Source organism: Pseudomonas brassicacearum, assembly GCF_003732175.1.
GTDB classification, from domain to species: Bacteria; Pseudomonadota; Gammaproteobacteria; order Pseudomonadales; family Pseudomonadaceae; genus Aquipseudomonas; species Aquipseudomonas brassicacearum_G.
Window position 1 is genome coordinate 271,216 of sequence record NZ_MOBI01000020.1, and the last position, 16,000, is coordinate 287,215.

General features: G+C 60.4%; 12 protein-coding genes. 8 read left to right on the plus strand and 4 right to left on the minus strand.

The genetic code is table 11. From position 1 onward, the window contains the following. Nucleotides 1-95 precede the first annotated feature (95 nt). The 3 genes from BK658_RS19120 to BK658_RS19130 all read right to left on the minus strand — a co-directional run bounded on the left by BK658_RS19120 (nucleotide 96) and on the right by BK658_RS19130 (nucleotide 6,207). A complete protein-coding gene (locus BK658_RS19120) occupies nucleotides 96-3,767 on the minus strand; it encodes a translocation/assembly module TamB domain-containing protein (RefSeq protein ID WP_123583629.1) in 3,672 nt (1,223 codons plus the stop codon). Then, nucleotides 3,764-5,491, minus strand: coding sequence for an autotransporter assembly complex protein TamA (locus BK658_RS19125; protein WP_123583630.1), 1,728 nt, complete (start codon nucleotides 5,489-5,491; stop codon nucleotides 3,764-3,766). Before BK658_RS19125 ends, BK658_RS19120 begins: the two co-directional genes overlap by 4 nt. A 65-nt stretch (nucleotides 5,492-5,556) precedes the next feature. Further along, nucleotides 5,557-6,207: a GNAT family N-acetyltransferase gene (locus BK658_RS19130; RefSeq protein ID WP_123583631.1), complete on the minus strand. Its 651-nt coding sequence runs from the start codon at nucleotides 6,205-6,207 to the stop codon at nucleotides 5,557-5,559. 174 nt (nucleotides 6,208-6,381) lie between these two features. On the opposite strand from BK658_RS19130, the gene xthA reads away from it, so the two are divergent. Next, the gene (gene xthA / locus BK658_RS19135) at nucleotides 6,382-7,194 is read left to right on the plus strand and encodes an exodeoxyribonuclease III (RefSeq protein ID WP_123583632.1); all 813 of its coding nucleotides are present in this window, start codon (nucleotides 6,382-6,384) and stop codon (nucleotides 7,192-7,194) included. 183 nt (nucleotides 7,195-7,377) lie between these two features. Then, entirely contained in the window at nucleotides 7,378-8,718 is a 1,341-nt protein-coding gene (locus tag BK658_RS19140) for a substrate-binding domain-containing protein (RefSeq protein WP_123583791.1), read from the plus strand. Between the two features lie 9 nt (nucleotides 8,719-8,727). Here BK658_RS19140 and cobF read toward each other — a convergent pair whose 3' ends face one another. Continuing rightward, entirely contained in the window at nucleotides 8,728-9,495 is a 768-nt protein-coding gene (gene cobF / locus BK658_RS19145) for a precorrin-6A synthase (deacetylating) (protein ID WP_123583633.1), read from the minus strand. Between the two features lie 256 nt (nucleotides 9,496-9,751). On the opposite strand from cobF, the gene BK658_RS19150 reads away from it, so the two are divergent. The 6 genes from BK658_RS19150 to BK658_RS19175 all read left to right on the plus strand — a co-directional run bounded on the left by BK658_RS19150 (nucleotide 9,752) and on the right by BK658_RS19175 (nucleotide 15,980). Next, nucleotides 9,752-10,606 (plus strand): MurR/RpiR family transcriptional regulator, encoded by an 855-nt coding sequence (locus BK658_RS19150; protein WP_123583634.1) that lies wholly within the window; start codon nucleotides 9,752-9,754, stop codon nucleotides 10,604-10,606. A gap of 2 nt (nucleotides 10,607-10,608) precedes the next feature. Next, the gene (locus BK658_RS19155; protein WP_123583635.1) at nucleotides 10,609-11,253 is read left to right on the plus strand and encodes a cysteine hydrolase family protein; all 645 of its coding nucleotides are present in this window, start codon (nucleotides 10,609-10,611) and stop codon (nucleotides 11,251-11,253) included. Then, nucleotides 11,250-12,602 carry a type I glutamate--ammonia ligase gene (locus BK658_RS19160; RefSeq protein WP_123583636.1) on the plus strand — a complete coding sequence of 451 codons (1,353 nt, stop codon included), beginning with the start codon at nucleotides 11,250-11,252 and terminating at the stop codon, nucleotides 12,600-12,602. The genes BK658_RS19155 and BK658_RS19160 overlap by 4 nt, the downstream gene beginning before the upstream one ends. Next, a complete protein-coding gene (locus BK658_RS19165) occupies nucleotides 12,586-13,338 on the plus strand; it encodes an N-formylglutamate amidohydrolase (RefSeq protein WP_123583637.1) in 753 nt (250 codons plus the stop codon). The genes BK658_RS19160 and BK658_RS19165 overlap by 17 nt, the downstream gene beginning before the upstream one ends. Nucleotides 13,339-13,482: 144 nt before the next feature. Then, nucleotides 13,483-14,832, plus strand: coding sequence for an APC family permease (locus BK658_RS19170; RefSeq protein ID WP_123583638.1), 1,350 nt, complete (start codon nucleotides 13,483-13,485; stop codon nucleotides 14,830-14,832). Nucleotides 14,833-14,963: 131 nt separating this feature from the next. Next, complete coding sequence (locus BK658_RS19175; RefSeq protein WP_123583639.1) at nucleotides 14,964-15,980, plus strand: arginine N-succinyltransferase; 1,017 nt, start codon at nucleotides 14,964-14,966, stop codon at nucleotides 15,978-15,980. Nucleotides 15,981-16,000 lie beyond the last annotated feature (20 nt).

Below are 16,000 nucleotides of genomic sequence, written 5' to 3' on the forward strand. Positions count from 1 at the left end.
GCGTCTGCTTTGGGGAGTGACGCGGAGCGTCACGAGATGCATTCCCACGCGGAGCATGGGAACGATCAATTCGGTGTATTTGGAAGGACGGGGGTTTAGAAATCCCGCTTGTAGAAGATATCCAGCGAACTGGCGATGCCGCTGGCGGCTTCCAGGTAGACCATTTTGCTCAGCTTGTAGCGCAGCGCGATGGTGTTGGCCGGCTCGAATACGCCGACGCCGTAACGCAAACTGAGTTTCTCGGAGAGGTTGCCGCTGGCCACCACGCTGGTGGTGGTGCCGCTGCCCTGGGTGTCGAGCTGGAAGTCCTGAATGCCCAAATCCTTGGCCAAACTGCCGGTCAGGTCGGAACTGCCCATCAAGCCCAGTCCCAGCGCAGCTTGAGCCAGCATGTTGTTGTCTTCGCCGTTGCTGGTCAGCGGACGCCCGAGCACCAGATAGGACAATGCCTGTTCCTGGCTCATCGCCGGTTCCGAGAAGATCTGCGTGGTCGGCTGTTCGGCGCTGCCGCTCAGGCGAATACCGGCGATCACGTCGTCCGTCTGGCGCACCGCTTCGATGTCCAGGTACGGCTGATCGATGGGCCCGGCGAACAGCAGCCGCGCACGCCGTACCGTCAGGCGCTGGCCATACGCACGATAACGGCCATCGTTGAGCCAGAGCTCGCCGCGGGTGTCCATGTTGTCACCGATGTGCACATGACCTTGCAGGTTCGCCGTCAGGCCGAACCCGGCAAAGCTGAGCTTGTCCTCGCCTACCACCACATTGATGTCCATCGCCATGGCCATCGGCGGTTTACCCGCTTCGGTCTGGTGACCGACGATCACCGTGTCATCGGACACCTTGACCGTTGACGGCGGCAATTCACGCACGATGATCTCGCCCTTGGGCACTAGCACCTTGCCGACAATCGCCAGTTTGTCGTTGTTGATCGAGATTTTCAGGTCCGGCGCCACTTCCAGCACGGCGTATGGCTCGACCGTGACCGGCAGTTGTGTGCCTTTAAGGCTCAGGTCCACCACCAACGCCTGCCCCCAGGCGACATGCCCGCTCAAGCTGCCCTGCCCGGCCTTGCCGCTTTTCCAGCCGCCATTGAGCTGCACGCTCTCGCCGGCAATCTGCGCCTGAAGCTGCAACGCTTCGAATCGCGTCGGCAGTTGCGGTCCGGAGATTTCACCGTCGCTGAGGGTCAGGTTGCCATTGACCTGCGGCGCCAGCAGCCCGCCCGACAAACTGCCGCTGCCATTCAGGCGCCCCGTCAGTTTCTCGACCATCGGCACAAACGGTCGCGCCACCGACAGGTCCAGACCGCTCAGACGGAACGAACCGCTCAAGGGTTTGTTCTTGGGCAGCGGATTGATCTGCGCCTGCACCATCAGCTCGCCCAACTTGCCGCCGACAAAGTCGAGCTGCGTGTCGATGCGTTTCGGGTTCAGGGTACTGGTCAGCTTCAGGGTCTGGTAAGGGAAATCCAGCCACTGATCCTTTTCCTTCATGCGCAATGTACCGCCGCTGGCATCGACCATGATCTGGCCTTTCGGGCCGCTGGCCGGCAGGTCAAGTTGCACGTCGGCATTGAGCTTTCCGTGCCAGGCAAAGTCTTTCGGCAGCCATTGCGCGAGGCTGTCGATCGGGAACTGCTTGAGGTGGTAACGCAGCTTCGGTTCGGGTATCAGCCGCTGGTCTTCGCCGCACAGGCTAGCCTGCCCGGACATCCAGCAATGAGCGCCGAAGGTCAGCTTGCCGTCGGCCAGGCGTTCGATTTTTGCCGGATTTTGCAGCTTCCAGTCCTGACCGCCAGCCTGTATGTCGCCACTGACCAAACGGCCGCGCCAATTGCCTTTATCCAGAGCGCCGTCGAGGCCCAGCGCCAGTTTCAGTTGCGGACCTTGCAGGTCCAATTGCAGCTTCTGGTTTTTGATATCGCCCTGGCCGCTGGCGGTCAGCGTGCCCAATGAGTTGTCGCCAACCTGAATGCCGCTGCCCTTGAGGTCAATCTTCGCCCGCTGCGCGCTGTCGAGACTGGCGTCGAGGTTCAGGCTTTGCAGGCGATTGTCGTCGAACGCCAACTGCACACCTTGCAGGCTAAGTTTGCCTTGCGGTGCCTGGAGGTTGCCGGCAACGTCGACCCGACCGTTGAGCTGACCGCGCAACTGCGGCCAGAGCTGGCCGAGACGTGGTGCCTTGATGTCGATCTGGCCGGCGAGTTTCTGTTGCAGGCTGCCGCTGCCATCGATGCGGTTGTCGCCCAGACGGATATGCAGCGCGCTGAGGTTCCAGCGCTCGCCGACGCCGTCGGCCTTGGCTTGCAAGACTGCCGGCTGACCGCGCAGCTTGCCCTTGAGGTCGAGGTCGGCATTGAGGCTCAGTTGCTGATCTTTCATTTCCCCCTTGCTGCGCAACGGGCCGGCCAGGGTTCCCGGCAGCTCCGCCAGCCAGTACGCCGGGTTGATCGCCGACAGGTCCAGTGCAGTGTCCCAGGCAATGCCATTGGCGAATTGCAGATTCAAATGCCCTTCGGCCTTGCCCTGCCCGGCAGCCAGTTTGAATTCCGGCAGGAAGATTTTCGTCAGGTCGCCGCTGAACGGACTGCTCAGGCTGAACGCTCCGGCCGGGCCATCCAGCGCTGCCTTGAAGTTGCCCAGGTAGTTGCCGTCGCGGTAGGACACCTCACCGTTGAAGCTGCGCAGTGCCACCTGGGGTTCGTCGATCAGCGGGTACAGCCGATGCCACGGGAAGTCCAGCCAATCGATTTTCGCCTCGGCACTGAGGCCCTCGGACCAATCGAGCTGGCCACTCAATTTCAGGTTTTGCGTGTCGTTGGCGCTCAGATCGAGCCCGGCGATCTGCGCGCCCTTGGCGTCGACCTTGCCTTGCAGCAGCAACGCGACCGGTCCCTGCTCGGCCGGCAATGTCGCTTTGCCGAGCAACTGGTACCCGTTTTTCAGGTCACCGTTGCCGGTCAGTTCCAGCTGATTGAGCTGCAAGGTGTCTGGCAAGTCGGCGCTGGCCTTGAAGCCATCGGCGGTAATCCGCACCTTGGCCGGCAGGTTCTCCACCAACGGTTGCAACTCACCCGTCAGTTGACCTTGCAGGTAACCGCTGCTGTCGGCGCGCAGGTTCAGGGTTTTCAGCAAATCGCCGTCGACTTTCAGCGCCAGCGTCCACGGTGCTTTACCCGGTGCCGGCAAGGTCAGCTTGCCTTCGGCGCTGAGCGGCCAGTTGCCGATTGGTTGCAGCAGCCCGGACAAATCCAGGCTGAGGTCGTCGCGTTGCAGATGCACAGAGTCGATCTGCAACCCCCTGGTCGTCCAGTGCGCGGCCAGTTGCAGGTCTTTGAGCTGCTCGCTGCCGTTGAGCAACAGGCTGCCGATCTGCACCTCGCCCAACTGGATCGCCACCGGCAATTTCAACTCCGGCAGGCTGATCGGCCCGCTGCTGGCTTCGTTGCTTGGGGCAAATTGCAGAATGACTTGCTCAGCCTTCAATTGCTCGATGCACAGGGTCATGCGCAGCAGGCACAGCGGCGACCAGGCAAACACCGGCTTGTTCAGCTCGACCCGACTGCCCGTTTGCTGCCAGAGCAAATGATCGGCACTCCATTGGCCGCCCAGGCGTCCCTGGAAATTCTCCACGCTCAAACCCGGCACCCGATCCAGCGTCCAACGGCTGCCGGTTTGCGTTCCGAGCAAGGCGCCGATGCTCAGCAACAGCAACGCCACCAGCGAGAGCATCGCCAGCAACGCTATTTTCAAACCACGCTTCACAGCTCAGGCCCCATGGAAAAGTGCAAACGAATACCACCGGGATCATCCAGCGCATGAGCCAGGTCAAGGCGGATCGGCCCGACCGGCGAGACCCAGCGCACGCCGACACCGACCCCGGTCTTGAGGCTCGGCAGGTCCAGCGTGTTGAACGAGTTGCCCTGATCGACAAAGGTTGCGATGCGCCATTTTTCGGCGATGGAATATTGATATTCGACGCTGCCAGCCACCATGTAACGCCCACCCACGCGCTCGCCGGCGGAGTTTTCCGGGGACAAACTCTGATAGTCGTAACCGCGCACGCTCTGATCGCCACCGGCAAAGAAGCGCAATGACGGCGGAATGGTTCGATAACCATTGGTGGCACTGCCACCGAGCTGCGCACGAGCGAGGAACCGATGGTTGTCCCAGACCGTGGTGATGCCTTTGATCAATGCAGTGCCATACACCACGTTGTTGTCCGAACCCAACCCTTGCTTGGCCACCTTGCTCTCGAATTGCAGGCGATAACCGTTGTGCGGGTCGATGCGGTTATCACTGCGCAGATAGGAATAACTGATGCCGGGCATCAGCAAGGTACTCAGGCCCGAATCGTCGCCAAGGCGATACTCCTCGCGCTGCCATTTCAACGAAATCACCCGCTGCCAGCCGCTGGGCAATTTGCTGTGCCATTCAGGCCCAAGAGTCAGCAACTTGCTCAGGCTGTCGGTGTTGGCCAGCTCTTCATTTTGATAACCACCAGCAAAGCGCAGCTTGTCGGTGAGCGGCGGATCCAGTGGTACGTCATACCAGAGGCCAACGTTCTGCCGTGGCGCCGAGACTTCCGCTTCCCAACCATAACTGTGGCCTTCGGCGTTGACCCAGTGCCGCGTCCAGTTGGCCTTGGCTCGCGGCCCGACGTCAGTCGAAAAGCCCAGCCCCAGGCCCATGGTGCGCGGCTTGCGCGTATCGAGTTTGACCGCCACCGGAATCACGTCATTGGCCGCAGCGGTTGGCGCCGCATCAACTCGCACCGCGTCGAAATAACCGCTCGATTGCAACGCCTGATTGAGTTCGGCGATCAGTTCGGAGTCATACGGTGCCCCGCTCTTGAATGGCACCATGCGTTGCAGCAGGTCTTCGTCAAACGGCGTATCGCCGGTAAAACTGACCTTGCCCAAGGCATAACGCGGGCCGCTGTCGTAAATCAGCTCAATGTCCGCGACACCGGCCCGAGGGTCGACCAACAGTTTCTGGCTGGTAAAACGCCCACTGAAAAAGCCGAAGCGCGAAGCCTGATTCTGGATCAGCCGCTTGGCGTCTTCGTAATGGCCGTGATTGAGCACAGCACCGGATTTGAGCAGGTCGCTCTTGGGCACACGAAAGGATTTGAGGCTGGCAGCCGGACCGTCGACACGAATGGTCACGTTGCGCAAATGCACCGGCTCGCCGGGGTCGATGTTCAACACCAACGTTGGCGATTTGCCGTTTTTGACTTCGCTTTCTATATGGGGCTGGTAATAACCCAAGGCCTGGGCGGCTTTGCGGGCTTGCTCTTCGGCGCCACGACGAAAGCGCAACAAGGCTTCCTCATCGCGATCGCCGAGGCTGCCGATATAGCCCTCTATATTGGCCTTCAGTTCATCGTTGGACGGTTTGATCCTGACGTCCAATTCACTTTGCGCCAGGGCCGCTACACTACTGAACAGCACGAGCAAACCGCTGGTAAATCTTCCTGGAAACTTCATAGGCACGGATGCTATCACGAGCGTAGGGGCGTGATAGAGCGAACAATCTGAACAAAAGTTCGACCTTAACCTGTTGCGCTATGTAGCACCTGTGGATTGGCGTGGAAAAACACGTGTTCGAGAACAGGCCCTACCGCCACCTCGCCAATCTCTTCATAACCCTGCCGCTTGTAGAACTCCAGATAACGCGGATTTCCGGTGTCGAGTACCACACCCTGGGAATGCTCATCGACCGCGCACCAGTTATGCACCGCTTCGAGCAACTGCTCGCCAAAGTGCTGGCCTTGAAATTCTGGATGAATCCCCAGCAACGGCAAGACATGCACCGAGTCCGATGGCACACAGGCGGCCACCGCCGCGTGGTACTCCAGATAACGTCGGGTGCAACGCAACCCGGCGCTCAGTACCATCTTCAGGCGCCAGGCCCAGCTCTCGGTGATGCCTAGACGACGTTGCGGCGGTGCGATCAGTGCAATGCCGATCAGCCGGTCATTGACCAGCAGACCGATCGCCGGCAAATCCTGCGCAAAATGCTGTTCGACCAGTTCCCGTACCGTGGCTCGGACCCGGTGTTCATAGCCTGGGCGTTCAGCCTCGAACAGGTACTTGAAGACCGGCTCATGTCGATAGGCGTGGTACAGCAAGGAGCGGGCCTCGTGCGAATAGCCACTGTCGAGCCGATGAACGTCGGCCATCGCGTTAGAGGTTTCAGGCATGACGGTCTATCTCCCCTGGGCGGGACTCGAATGGCCCGCTTCTGTTAGTACGAACCCGGCATAGCAGCGATCGTTCCCACGCTAAAGGACATTAGCAGTGCATCCAGACTACTGCCACGCTGGCTCCCTTCCTACATGTCAGCTAGCATCGCACTTTTGCCAGGACTGCCGACCATGAAGATCGTCTCGTTCAACATCAATGGCCTGCGCGCCCGCCCCCATCAACTGGCGGCACTGATCGAGAAGCACCAGCCGGACGTCATCGGTTTGCAGGAAACCAAGGTGCATGATGACCAGTTCCCGCTCGCCGAGCTTGAGGCGCTGGGCTATCACGTGAGCTTCCACGGCCAGAAAGGTCATTACGGCGTCGCCCTTATGTCACGTCAGGCACCGCTCGCGTTGCACAAAGGCTTTGCCGGCGATGAAGAAGACGCCCAGCGCCGCTTCATCTGGGGCACGTTCGCCGATGCCAACGGCGTGCCGGTGACGATCATGAACGGCTATTTCCCACAAGGTGAAAACCGCGACCACCCGACCAAGTTCCCGGCCAAGGAGCGCTTCTACAATGACTTGCAGACGCTGCTCGAAACCCAGTTCAGCAATGACCAGCCGCTGGTAGTGATGGGCGATGTGAACATTTCCCCGGAAGACTGCGACATCGGCATCGGCCCGGACAACATGAAGCGCTGGCTGAAAACCGGCAAATGCAGCTTTTTGCCGGAAGAGCGCGAGTGGATGGCCCGTTTGAAGAACTGGGGCCTGGTGGACAGCTTCCGTCACCTGAACCCGGACGTGACAGACCGCTTCAGCTGGTTCGATTACCGCAGCCGTGGTTTTGAAGACGAGCCCAAACGCGGCCTGCGCATCGACTTGATCCTCGCCTCCCAGGGGCTGTTGCCACGGGTCAAGGCCGCCGGTGTCGACTACGAACTGCGCGGCATGGAAAAACCCTCGGACCATGCGCCGATCTGGCTTGAGCTGAGCTGATCGCTGCGATCGTTCCCACGCTCTGCGTGGGAATGCCTCTGGGGACGCTCCGCGTCCAGTGACGCGGAGCGTCACGGGCTGCATTCCTTTGCTGCGCGTGGGAACGATCGTTGTGTCGTCATATTTCGGCAACTTTTCTGTCTTATTCTCCCGACACTTCCTGTGACCTTGAAAGGTGTCGGCCTGATGCTGCGCGCTCTGTTACCGCTGCTGCTCTGCGGTTTGCTTCCTCTCTCTGCCGCCGCCACTGCGCTGCCGACACCCGAGCGTGGCCCTGCCCTGCGCATTCAAGGCTCCAACACCATCGGGGCGACCCTCGGCCCGGCGCTGGTCAAAGGGTTGTTGCTGGAACAGGGGCTGCTGAAGGTCCATAGCGAAGTCTCGGACAGAGACAACGAACAGCAGATTGTCGGCCAGACGACCCAAGGTCGGCGGGTGGTCGTGGACATCGCCGCCCACGGCTCCAGCACCGGTTTCGCCGCACTGAAAAACGCCAGCGCCGATCTGGCGGCGTCTTCGCGCCCGATCAAGGACCGCGAACTGCTCGACCTCGAAACCCTCGGCGACCTGAAAAGCCCGAACGCCGAGCAAGTTATCGCCATCGACGGCCTGGCGATCATCCTGCATCCGCAAAACCCGCTGACGCAGCTGAACACCGAACAACTGGCGCGGATTTTCAGTGGCGAAGTGAAAACCTGGGAAGAACTCGGCGGCACCGGCGGCCCGGTGAACCTCTACGCCCGGGATGACCATTCGGGCACCTATGACACCTTCAAGGAACTGCTGCTGAGCCATCGCGGGAAAGCACTGGCCGGTTCGGCAAAGCGCTTCGAATCCAGCGAGCAACTGTCCGATGCGGTCAGCCAGGACCCGCAAGGCATCGGCTTCATCGGCTTGCCTTACGTGCGTCAGGCCAAGGCCATGGCCATTGTCGATGGCAACTCACAGCCAATGTTGCCGCTCAACAGCCTGATCGCCACCGAGGACTATCCGCTGTCGCGGCGGTTGTATTTCTATTTGCCGCCCAATGCCCAGAATCCGTGGGCCGACGCGCTGGTGAAATTCGCCCAGAGCAGCAAAGGCCAGGCGATTGTTGCCGCCAATGGTTTTATCGCGCAGACCGTGCAAGCCATGAACGTCACACCGAGCCCGCAGATGCCTGATGGTTACCGGGCAATCATCGATCATGCACAACGACTCACGGTGAATTTTCGCTTCGAAGAAGGCAGCGCCAACCTGGACAACAAGGCCCGACAGGACCTGTCGCGGGTGCTCGACTATTTAAAGCAGCACGACAAGCTGAACAAACAGGTAACACTGGTTGGCTTCGGCGATGCCAAGACCGATTCGCAGCGGGCGACCCTGCTATCGAGGCTGCGTGCCATGGCCGTGCGCCGCGAGCTGGTGAAAAGTGGTGTGGTATTTCGCGAGATTCGTGGCTTTGGAGACGAAATGCCGGTGGCGGCCAACAGCGCCGATGAAGGACGGATCAAGAATCGCCGGGTAGAAGTCTGGGTTTACTGACAGCCGTGCTCATTCTGGCGATTCAGGCTTGCGCAATAAATAGGTGTCCATGATCCAGCCGTTGGCCAACCGTGCAGCTTTCCTGACCCGCGCAATCTCTTGCGCAACGTCTTTGAGCTTGCCGGAGATGAGAATTTCATCCGGCGTGCCAAGGTAGGCGCCCCAGTAAATCTGCTGTTCCTGATCGGCAACCTGCCGGTAGGAATCTTCTGCGTCGAGCATCACCACCAGGCTGTCGGCGTCGCTGACCTGGCCCGCAGCCAGCCGGCGGCCGGTGGTGATTTCAACGGAGCGCCCAATGCGATTCAACGGCACCTTGTGCTGCGCCGCCAAGGCCTGGACGCTGCTGATGCCGGGAATCACCTCGAAGTTGAAGGTACAACGACCGGACTCGATGATCGCCTGCAAGATGCGCAGGGTGCTGTCGTACAACGCCGGATCGCCCCACACCAGAAACGCCGCACATTCGTCTTCCGCCATCTCCTCGTTAATCAATCGCTCGAAGATCTGTTGCTTGTCGCGGTTCAGCTCTACGACGCTGGCGTTGTAGTCCACATCGCCGCGCAACCGTTCGGGGCTGTGGGCCTCGACGAAGCGATAAGCCGGGTCGGTGATATAGCGCTCGCAGATTTCCCGCCGCAGGTCGATCAGCTTGTCCTTGCTCTGCCCCTTGTCCATCAGAAAGAACACATCGACCCGGTTCAACGCATTGACCGCCTGCATGGTGATGTATTCGGGATTGCCGGCACCGATGCCAATGACCAGTAGCTGCTTCATGGATGCTTCACCTCGTTGTGCGTCATCGTGTCCAACGGCTCATCCGTAGAAAAAAGCGCCAATTTCCTACACGAACTAAAGCACTAGCGTACAACATCAAGCGAAACCCACGCAGGCCTTGTCGGACAAGACTTTCGCCCCACTTGGGTGCTTTTCAGGCACATGAAAAAATTCACTAGACATGTAGCATAAATTACATAAATACTGATTTAACGGATTATGAAATAAAAGCAACACACCCCTAGCAGGAGCTCGGATGCCCTCACTCAGAGACCGGATCACCGATCCCGGCCTGGACCTCACGCCGTCGGAACGCAAAGTCATACGTGCATTGCTGGATCAGTACCCGCGCAACGGGCTGGGCCCGATGTCCCGCTTGTCAGAGCATGCCGGCGTCAGCGATCCAACCATCGTGCGCCTGGTGAAAAAACTCGGCTTCGGTGGCTATGCCGATTTTCAGGACGCGCTCCTCAGCGACATGGATCACCGGCTGCGCTCGCCCAGTGCGCTGTTGCAACCGCGTTCGCACCTCAAGCAAGACGATGTCTGGACCCATTACCTGGCGGACAGTCACCGGGCCCTGCTCGAAACCCAGGCCCTGACTCAACCCGAAGATGTACGCATTCTGGCCGAATGGCTGCTGGATGCACGGCATCAAGTGCATTGCTTCGGCGGTCGCTTCAGCAGTTTCCTCGCCCACTACCTGCTCAATCATTTGCGCCTGTTGCGAGCAGGCTGCTTTGCCCTGGAAGACAATGCGCAACTGCCTGATCGCCTATTCGATGTGCAACGCCAGGACGTGGTGCTGGTGTTCGACTATCGACGCTATCAATCCCAGGCACTGCGCGTTGCCAGCGCAGCCAGGAACCGGCATGCGCGCGTCGTGCTGTTCACCGACATCTACGCCTCGCCGCTGCGCGAGATGGCGGATCTGGTGATCACTGCGCCCGTGGAGTCGGCGTCAGCCTTCGACACCCTGGTGCCGGCGCTGGCCCAGGTCGAAGCATTGATTGCCTGCCTGACGCTGCGTTGCCCCGATCTCGCCGAGCGACTGGAAGGCATCGACGCGCTACGAAGCGACTTCACCACTCACCTGCTGGAGGAAAAATAAGGATGTTTATGCTCCCCCATCACTCGCCCCGTGACCTGCCGTTTGTTACCGACCACACCGCACTGCTGCTGGTGGACATGCAACGCGCCTGGCTTGAGCCGCAGTTCGACCCGCATCTGCAAGGGCTCGATGCCCAGTACTTCCTCGACCGCACCCGCCAACAGGTGATTCCCAACCAGCTCAGGCTGTTGGCCGCCGTGCGCACGACTCGGCAGAACGTTCTGCACACGATCATCGAAAGCCTCACCGCCGACGGTCGCGACCGCTCGCTGGACCACAAACTGTCGGACATGCACCTGCCAAAAGGCAGCCCGCAAGCCGCCATCATTGAAGAACTGACACCGGTCGAAAACGAAATCGTCTTGCCCAAGACCTCCTCCGGAGTTTTCAACTCGACCAACATCGACTACGTGCTGCGCAACCTGCAAACCCGCCATCTGATCATCGCCGGCATCGTCACCGACCAGTGTGTCGACATAGCCGTGCGCGATGCGGCTGACCGCGGCTATCTGGTGACGTTGGTCGAAGACGCCTGCGCGACCTACACCGAGCAACGCCATCTGGCGTGCCTGAACGCGATCAAGGGCTATTGCTGGATTACCGACACGCAGACCGTGCTCGACCGTTTGCAGGCGTTGCAGGCATGAGCCGCGCCAACAGCGGTGAGCCCCTGACGCCCGTGGCAATGACCACCATCGTCACCACGGACCTGATCGGCGTGACCCGCGGCCGCTCGTTTCCCAGCGATGAACTCGAACACTACAAGACCGCCGGTTGCGGTTGGGTCCCGGCCAACAGTGCGCTGACCCCGCAAGACATCATTGCCTCCAGCAACCCGTGGGGCGCCTACGGCGACTTGCGGCTGATCCCCGACCTGGCCAGTCGCGTAACGGTCAGCAACGGTCCTGATGCCAGTGCGCCGGCCCTGGATTTTATCCACGGCGACATTTGCGAAACCGATGGCCGTCCATGGGCTGCCTGCCCGCGGACGCTGCTGCGCAACGAAGTACAGCGTTACCACGATGAACTGGGGCTGCGGATCACTTCGGCCTTCGAGCACGAATTCAACCTCACCACCGACAGCGCCCAGACCGAGCATCTGGCGTTTTCGCTGGAGGCCCAGCGTCAGGGCGCGGCGTTCGGCGGCTGGCTGCTCAGCGCCTTGCGCGCAGGTGGGGTCGAGCCGGAAATGTTCCTGCCCGAATATGGCAAACACCAATACGAAATCACCTGCCGGCCGACCCAGGGCGTCGCAGCGGCCGACCGTGCGGTCAACGTGCGCGAGATCACGCGCGAGATCGCCCGGCAAATGGGCCTGAACCTGAGCTTTGCGCCGAAGACTTCCGAGCACGCGGTGTGCAACGGCGTGCACCTGCACCTGAGCCTGCACGACCTGTCCGGCGATCCGGTGCTGTATGACGCCGGGACCGCCAATGGCCTGTCGACCCTCGGCCAGCACTGGTCAGCGGGCGTGCTGCATTACTTGCCGGCCCTCTGCGCGTTGACCGCGCCGACGCCGATTTCCTATGAGCGCCTGCAACCGCATCACTGGAGCGCGTCGTATGCGTGCCTGGGTCAACGCAACCGTGAAGCCTCGCTGCGGATCTGCCCGACCGTGAGCCTGGGTGGCAAATCCGAGGCCGCGCAATACAACCTCGAATTCCGCGCCATGGACGCCACGGCCTCCCCTCATCTGGCGATGGCCGCGGTGCTGATTGCCGGCCGACTGGGCATCGAGCAACGCTTGGCGCTAAACGCGATCACCGATGAAGTCCCTGACTCCCTGAATGAAGAACAACGCCAGCGCCGCGGCATCGTCGCCCTGCCCGCGTCACTCGCACAGGCCCTGAGCCACTTGCGGGGCAGCGAGGCCTTGCTTGAAGCCTTGCCAAGCGCCTTGCTCGACACCTACTTCGCCGTCAAAATCGAGGAACTTGCCTTGACCCAACACCTGTCGCCCGCCCAACTGTGTGAGCACTATGCACGCCTCTACTGAGTCCGCCGAGTCTGGACTCTACACCGAGCCGGCGTACAGCCTGAGCCGGGAAGCGTCCGAGCACCCGCTGATTCTGGTGTGTGAACATGCCAGCTGCTACATCCCGACGGCCTTGAACGATCTGGGATTGAGCGGCGTGGCCGCACACGAGCACATTGCCTGGGACATCGGCGCACTGGCGCTCGCCGAGAACCTGTCCAAAGTCCTCGGCGCGACCCTGCTGGCGGCCAACTACTCACGCCTGCTGATCGACCTCAACCGTCCGTTGCGGGCCCCGGACAGCATCCCGACCAAGAGCGAAATTTACCCGGTGCCGGGGAATCAGAACCTCGACGAAGCGACGCGCGACTACCGACGCCAGTGCCTGTTCACGCCGTTTCACACACGCCTTGGCGAACTGATCGATACCCGTATGGCCGAGGGCCGTACGGTACGGGTGGTGGGCATTCACAGCTTCACGCCGATCTACTTCGGCCAGCCTCGAGCGCTGGAAGCCGGCGTGCTGTATGGACAGGCCGAGGATTATGCGAACCGGCTGATCGACGGGTTGGCCAGGCATCCACTGCGGGTCGCCGGCAATCAGCCCTACAAAATCAATCCGGCGAGCGACATGACGGTGCCGTTTCACGGCGACGGCCGTGGCATCGATTCGGTGCTGATCGAGGTGCGCAACGACCTTTTACGCAATCGGCTGGCGGTCCAGACCTGGAGCGATTATCTGGCGCCACTGCTGTAGAGCCACGGCCTCAAGCGAACCGTTTCAAGCTGAAAAAACACGGATAGTCATACCGGTAAAGCAACGATAACAAACGCGTCAGCGTGTTAATGACCTGCCAGGTTCAAACACATTGCCGTATTGGCTTACAAGGAGAACCGCTTCATGGAAATAGAAGAATTCGGCTACAAGCAAGAGTTGAAACGCAGCCTGTCGCTGACCGACCTGGTGGTTTACGGGATGATTTTCATGATCCCCATCGCCCCGTTCGGCGTCTATGGCTACGTGAACCAGGAGGCGCCCGGCATGGTGCCGCTGGCCTACATCATCGGCATGGTAGCGATGCTGTTCACCGCCTTGAGTTACGGCAGCATGGCGCGGGCCTTCCCGATTGCCGGCTCGGTCTACTCCTATGCTCAGCGCGGGCTTAACCCGCATGTCGGCTTTATCGCCGGCTGGCTGATGCTGCTCGACTACCTGCTGATCCCGCCGCTGCTCTACGTGTATGCGGCGATGGCGTTGAATCACCTGTACCCGGACATTCCCAAGGTCGGTTTCATCCTCGCCTTCCTGGTCAGCGCGACCTTCGTCAACCTGCGGGGAATCACCTTTACCGCACGGATGAACATCATCTTTCTGCTGGCGCAATTGGTGGTGCTGGGGATCTTCCTGTTCTACGCCTGGACCGCCTTGCACGGTGGCGCCGGTAACGGCCAACTGACCCTGGCGCCGTTGTACAACCCTGAGCACTTCAGCTTCGCGCTGCTGATGCAAGCGGTGTCGATTGCGGTGCTGTCGTTCCTCGGCTTCGATGCGATTTCGACCTTGGCCGAAGAGATCAAGGGCGATCCGGGCCGCAGCGTCGGCAAAGCCGCGTTGATCACGCTGGTGGTCATGGGGGTGATTTTCGTCGTGCAGACCTGGATCGCCACGGACCTGGCCGCCGGCATGGGCTTCAAGTCCGCCGATACCGCATTCTATGAAATCGCCGAAATCGCCGCCGGCAGCTGGCTGGCGACTGTCACCGGTGTGGCCACGGCACTGGCCTGGGGCGTGGCGGTGGCGATCACCTCGCAAGCCGCGGTATCGCGCTTGCTGTTCGGCATGGCACGCGACGGCAAACTGCCCAAAGTGCTGGCCAAGGTCCACCCTAAACACAACACCCCGTACATCAGCATTTACCTGGTGGCGGTGCTGTCGCTGTTGATCTGCTACTTGTTCATCAACTCGGTGGACACCCTGACTTCATTGGTCAACTTCGGGGCCCTGAGCGGTTTCATGCTGCTGCACCTGACGGTGATCAACTACTACTGGCGCCGGCAGAAATCCGGCCAGGTAATCCGTCATCTGGTCTGCCCGGTGATCGGTTTCATCATCGTCAGCGCCATCCTCTACAACATGGGTGTCGATGCGCAAAAGCTCGGCGGCATCTGGATTGCGGCGGGTCTGGTCTACCTGTTTTTCCTCAACAGAATCGGCGCCAGCGCTGTGTTGCCGGACCCTTCCAACAGTTAAGAAAGGCCAGTGTTTGAAACGTCGAGCGGTCGCTGACAGGGATTAGCCGACCGCCGTTGTATGCGTGGAAAGCGACAGTGATAGTCAAGCCTGATGCCCGGTATCAGGCCCTTTGATACAGGAGTACATCCATGCTGGCCTTACGTCCAGTTCAGTTATCCGACCTGCCTCAGTTGCAGCTACTTGCGCGCGACAGCCTGGTGGGTATCACCTCGTTGCCGGACAACACCGAGCGCCTGCGCCAGAAAATTCTCGCTTCCTGCGCATCGTTTGCCAGTGACGTGAAGAACCCTGGCCCGGAGAACTATTTTTTCGTGCTGGAGGATCTGGCCGGTCAACGGCTGCTGGGCTGTTCGGAAGTCCTCGCGACCGCCGGCTTCAACGAGCCCTTCTACAGCCTGCGCAATCGCCCGTTCACCAGTGAATCGCGTGAGCTGAACATTCAGCATGGGGTGCCGGCGTTGTCGTTATGCCAGGACCTCAGCGCCCATACCTTGCTGCGCGGTTTTCACGTCAACACCGAGTTTGAACGCACCCCCTCCTCGGAAATGCTTTCACGGGCCCGACTGATGTTCATCGCCGCCCACCCTCAACGCTTTTCCGACGTAGTGATTACCGAAATCGTCGGCTACAGCAGCGACGCGGGTGAATCTCCATTCTGGGATGCATTGGGCAAGCACTTTTTCGACCTGCCCTACGTCGAGGCCGAACGTCTCTGCGGCTTGCAGAACCGAAGCTTTCTCGCCGAGTTGATGCCGCACTACCCGATCTACGTGCCGATGCTGCCGCAAAGTGCTCAGGCCTGTATTGGCCGGATTCATCCGGATGGCCAGGAAGCCTTCGATATCCTTGAACGTGAAGGCTTCGAGACCAACAGCTACATCGATCTCTTCGACGGTGGGCCAACACTGTTTGCACGCACCCCAAGTATTCGTTCGATCGCCCAGACCCGCACGGCCATTGCACGCTTGAGCTCACACAGCGGCGGCAAGACACCGTACCTGCTGAGCAATGACGCGCTGGAAAACTACCGGGCGATTGTCGCCGACCTGGACTGGAGCGCGGACGAGCCCGTCATGCTCGATGCCACTCAGCTCGACGCCTTGCAACTGGACAATGGCAGCCAGGTTCGGCTGATTGCGCTATGAAGCAGATCTTCCGCACCCAA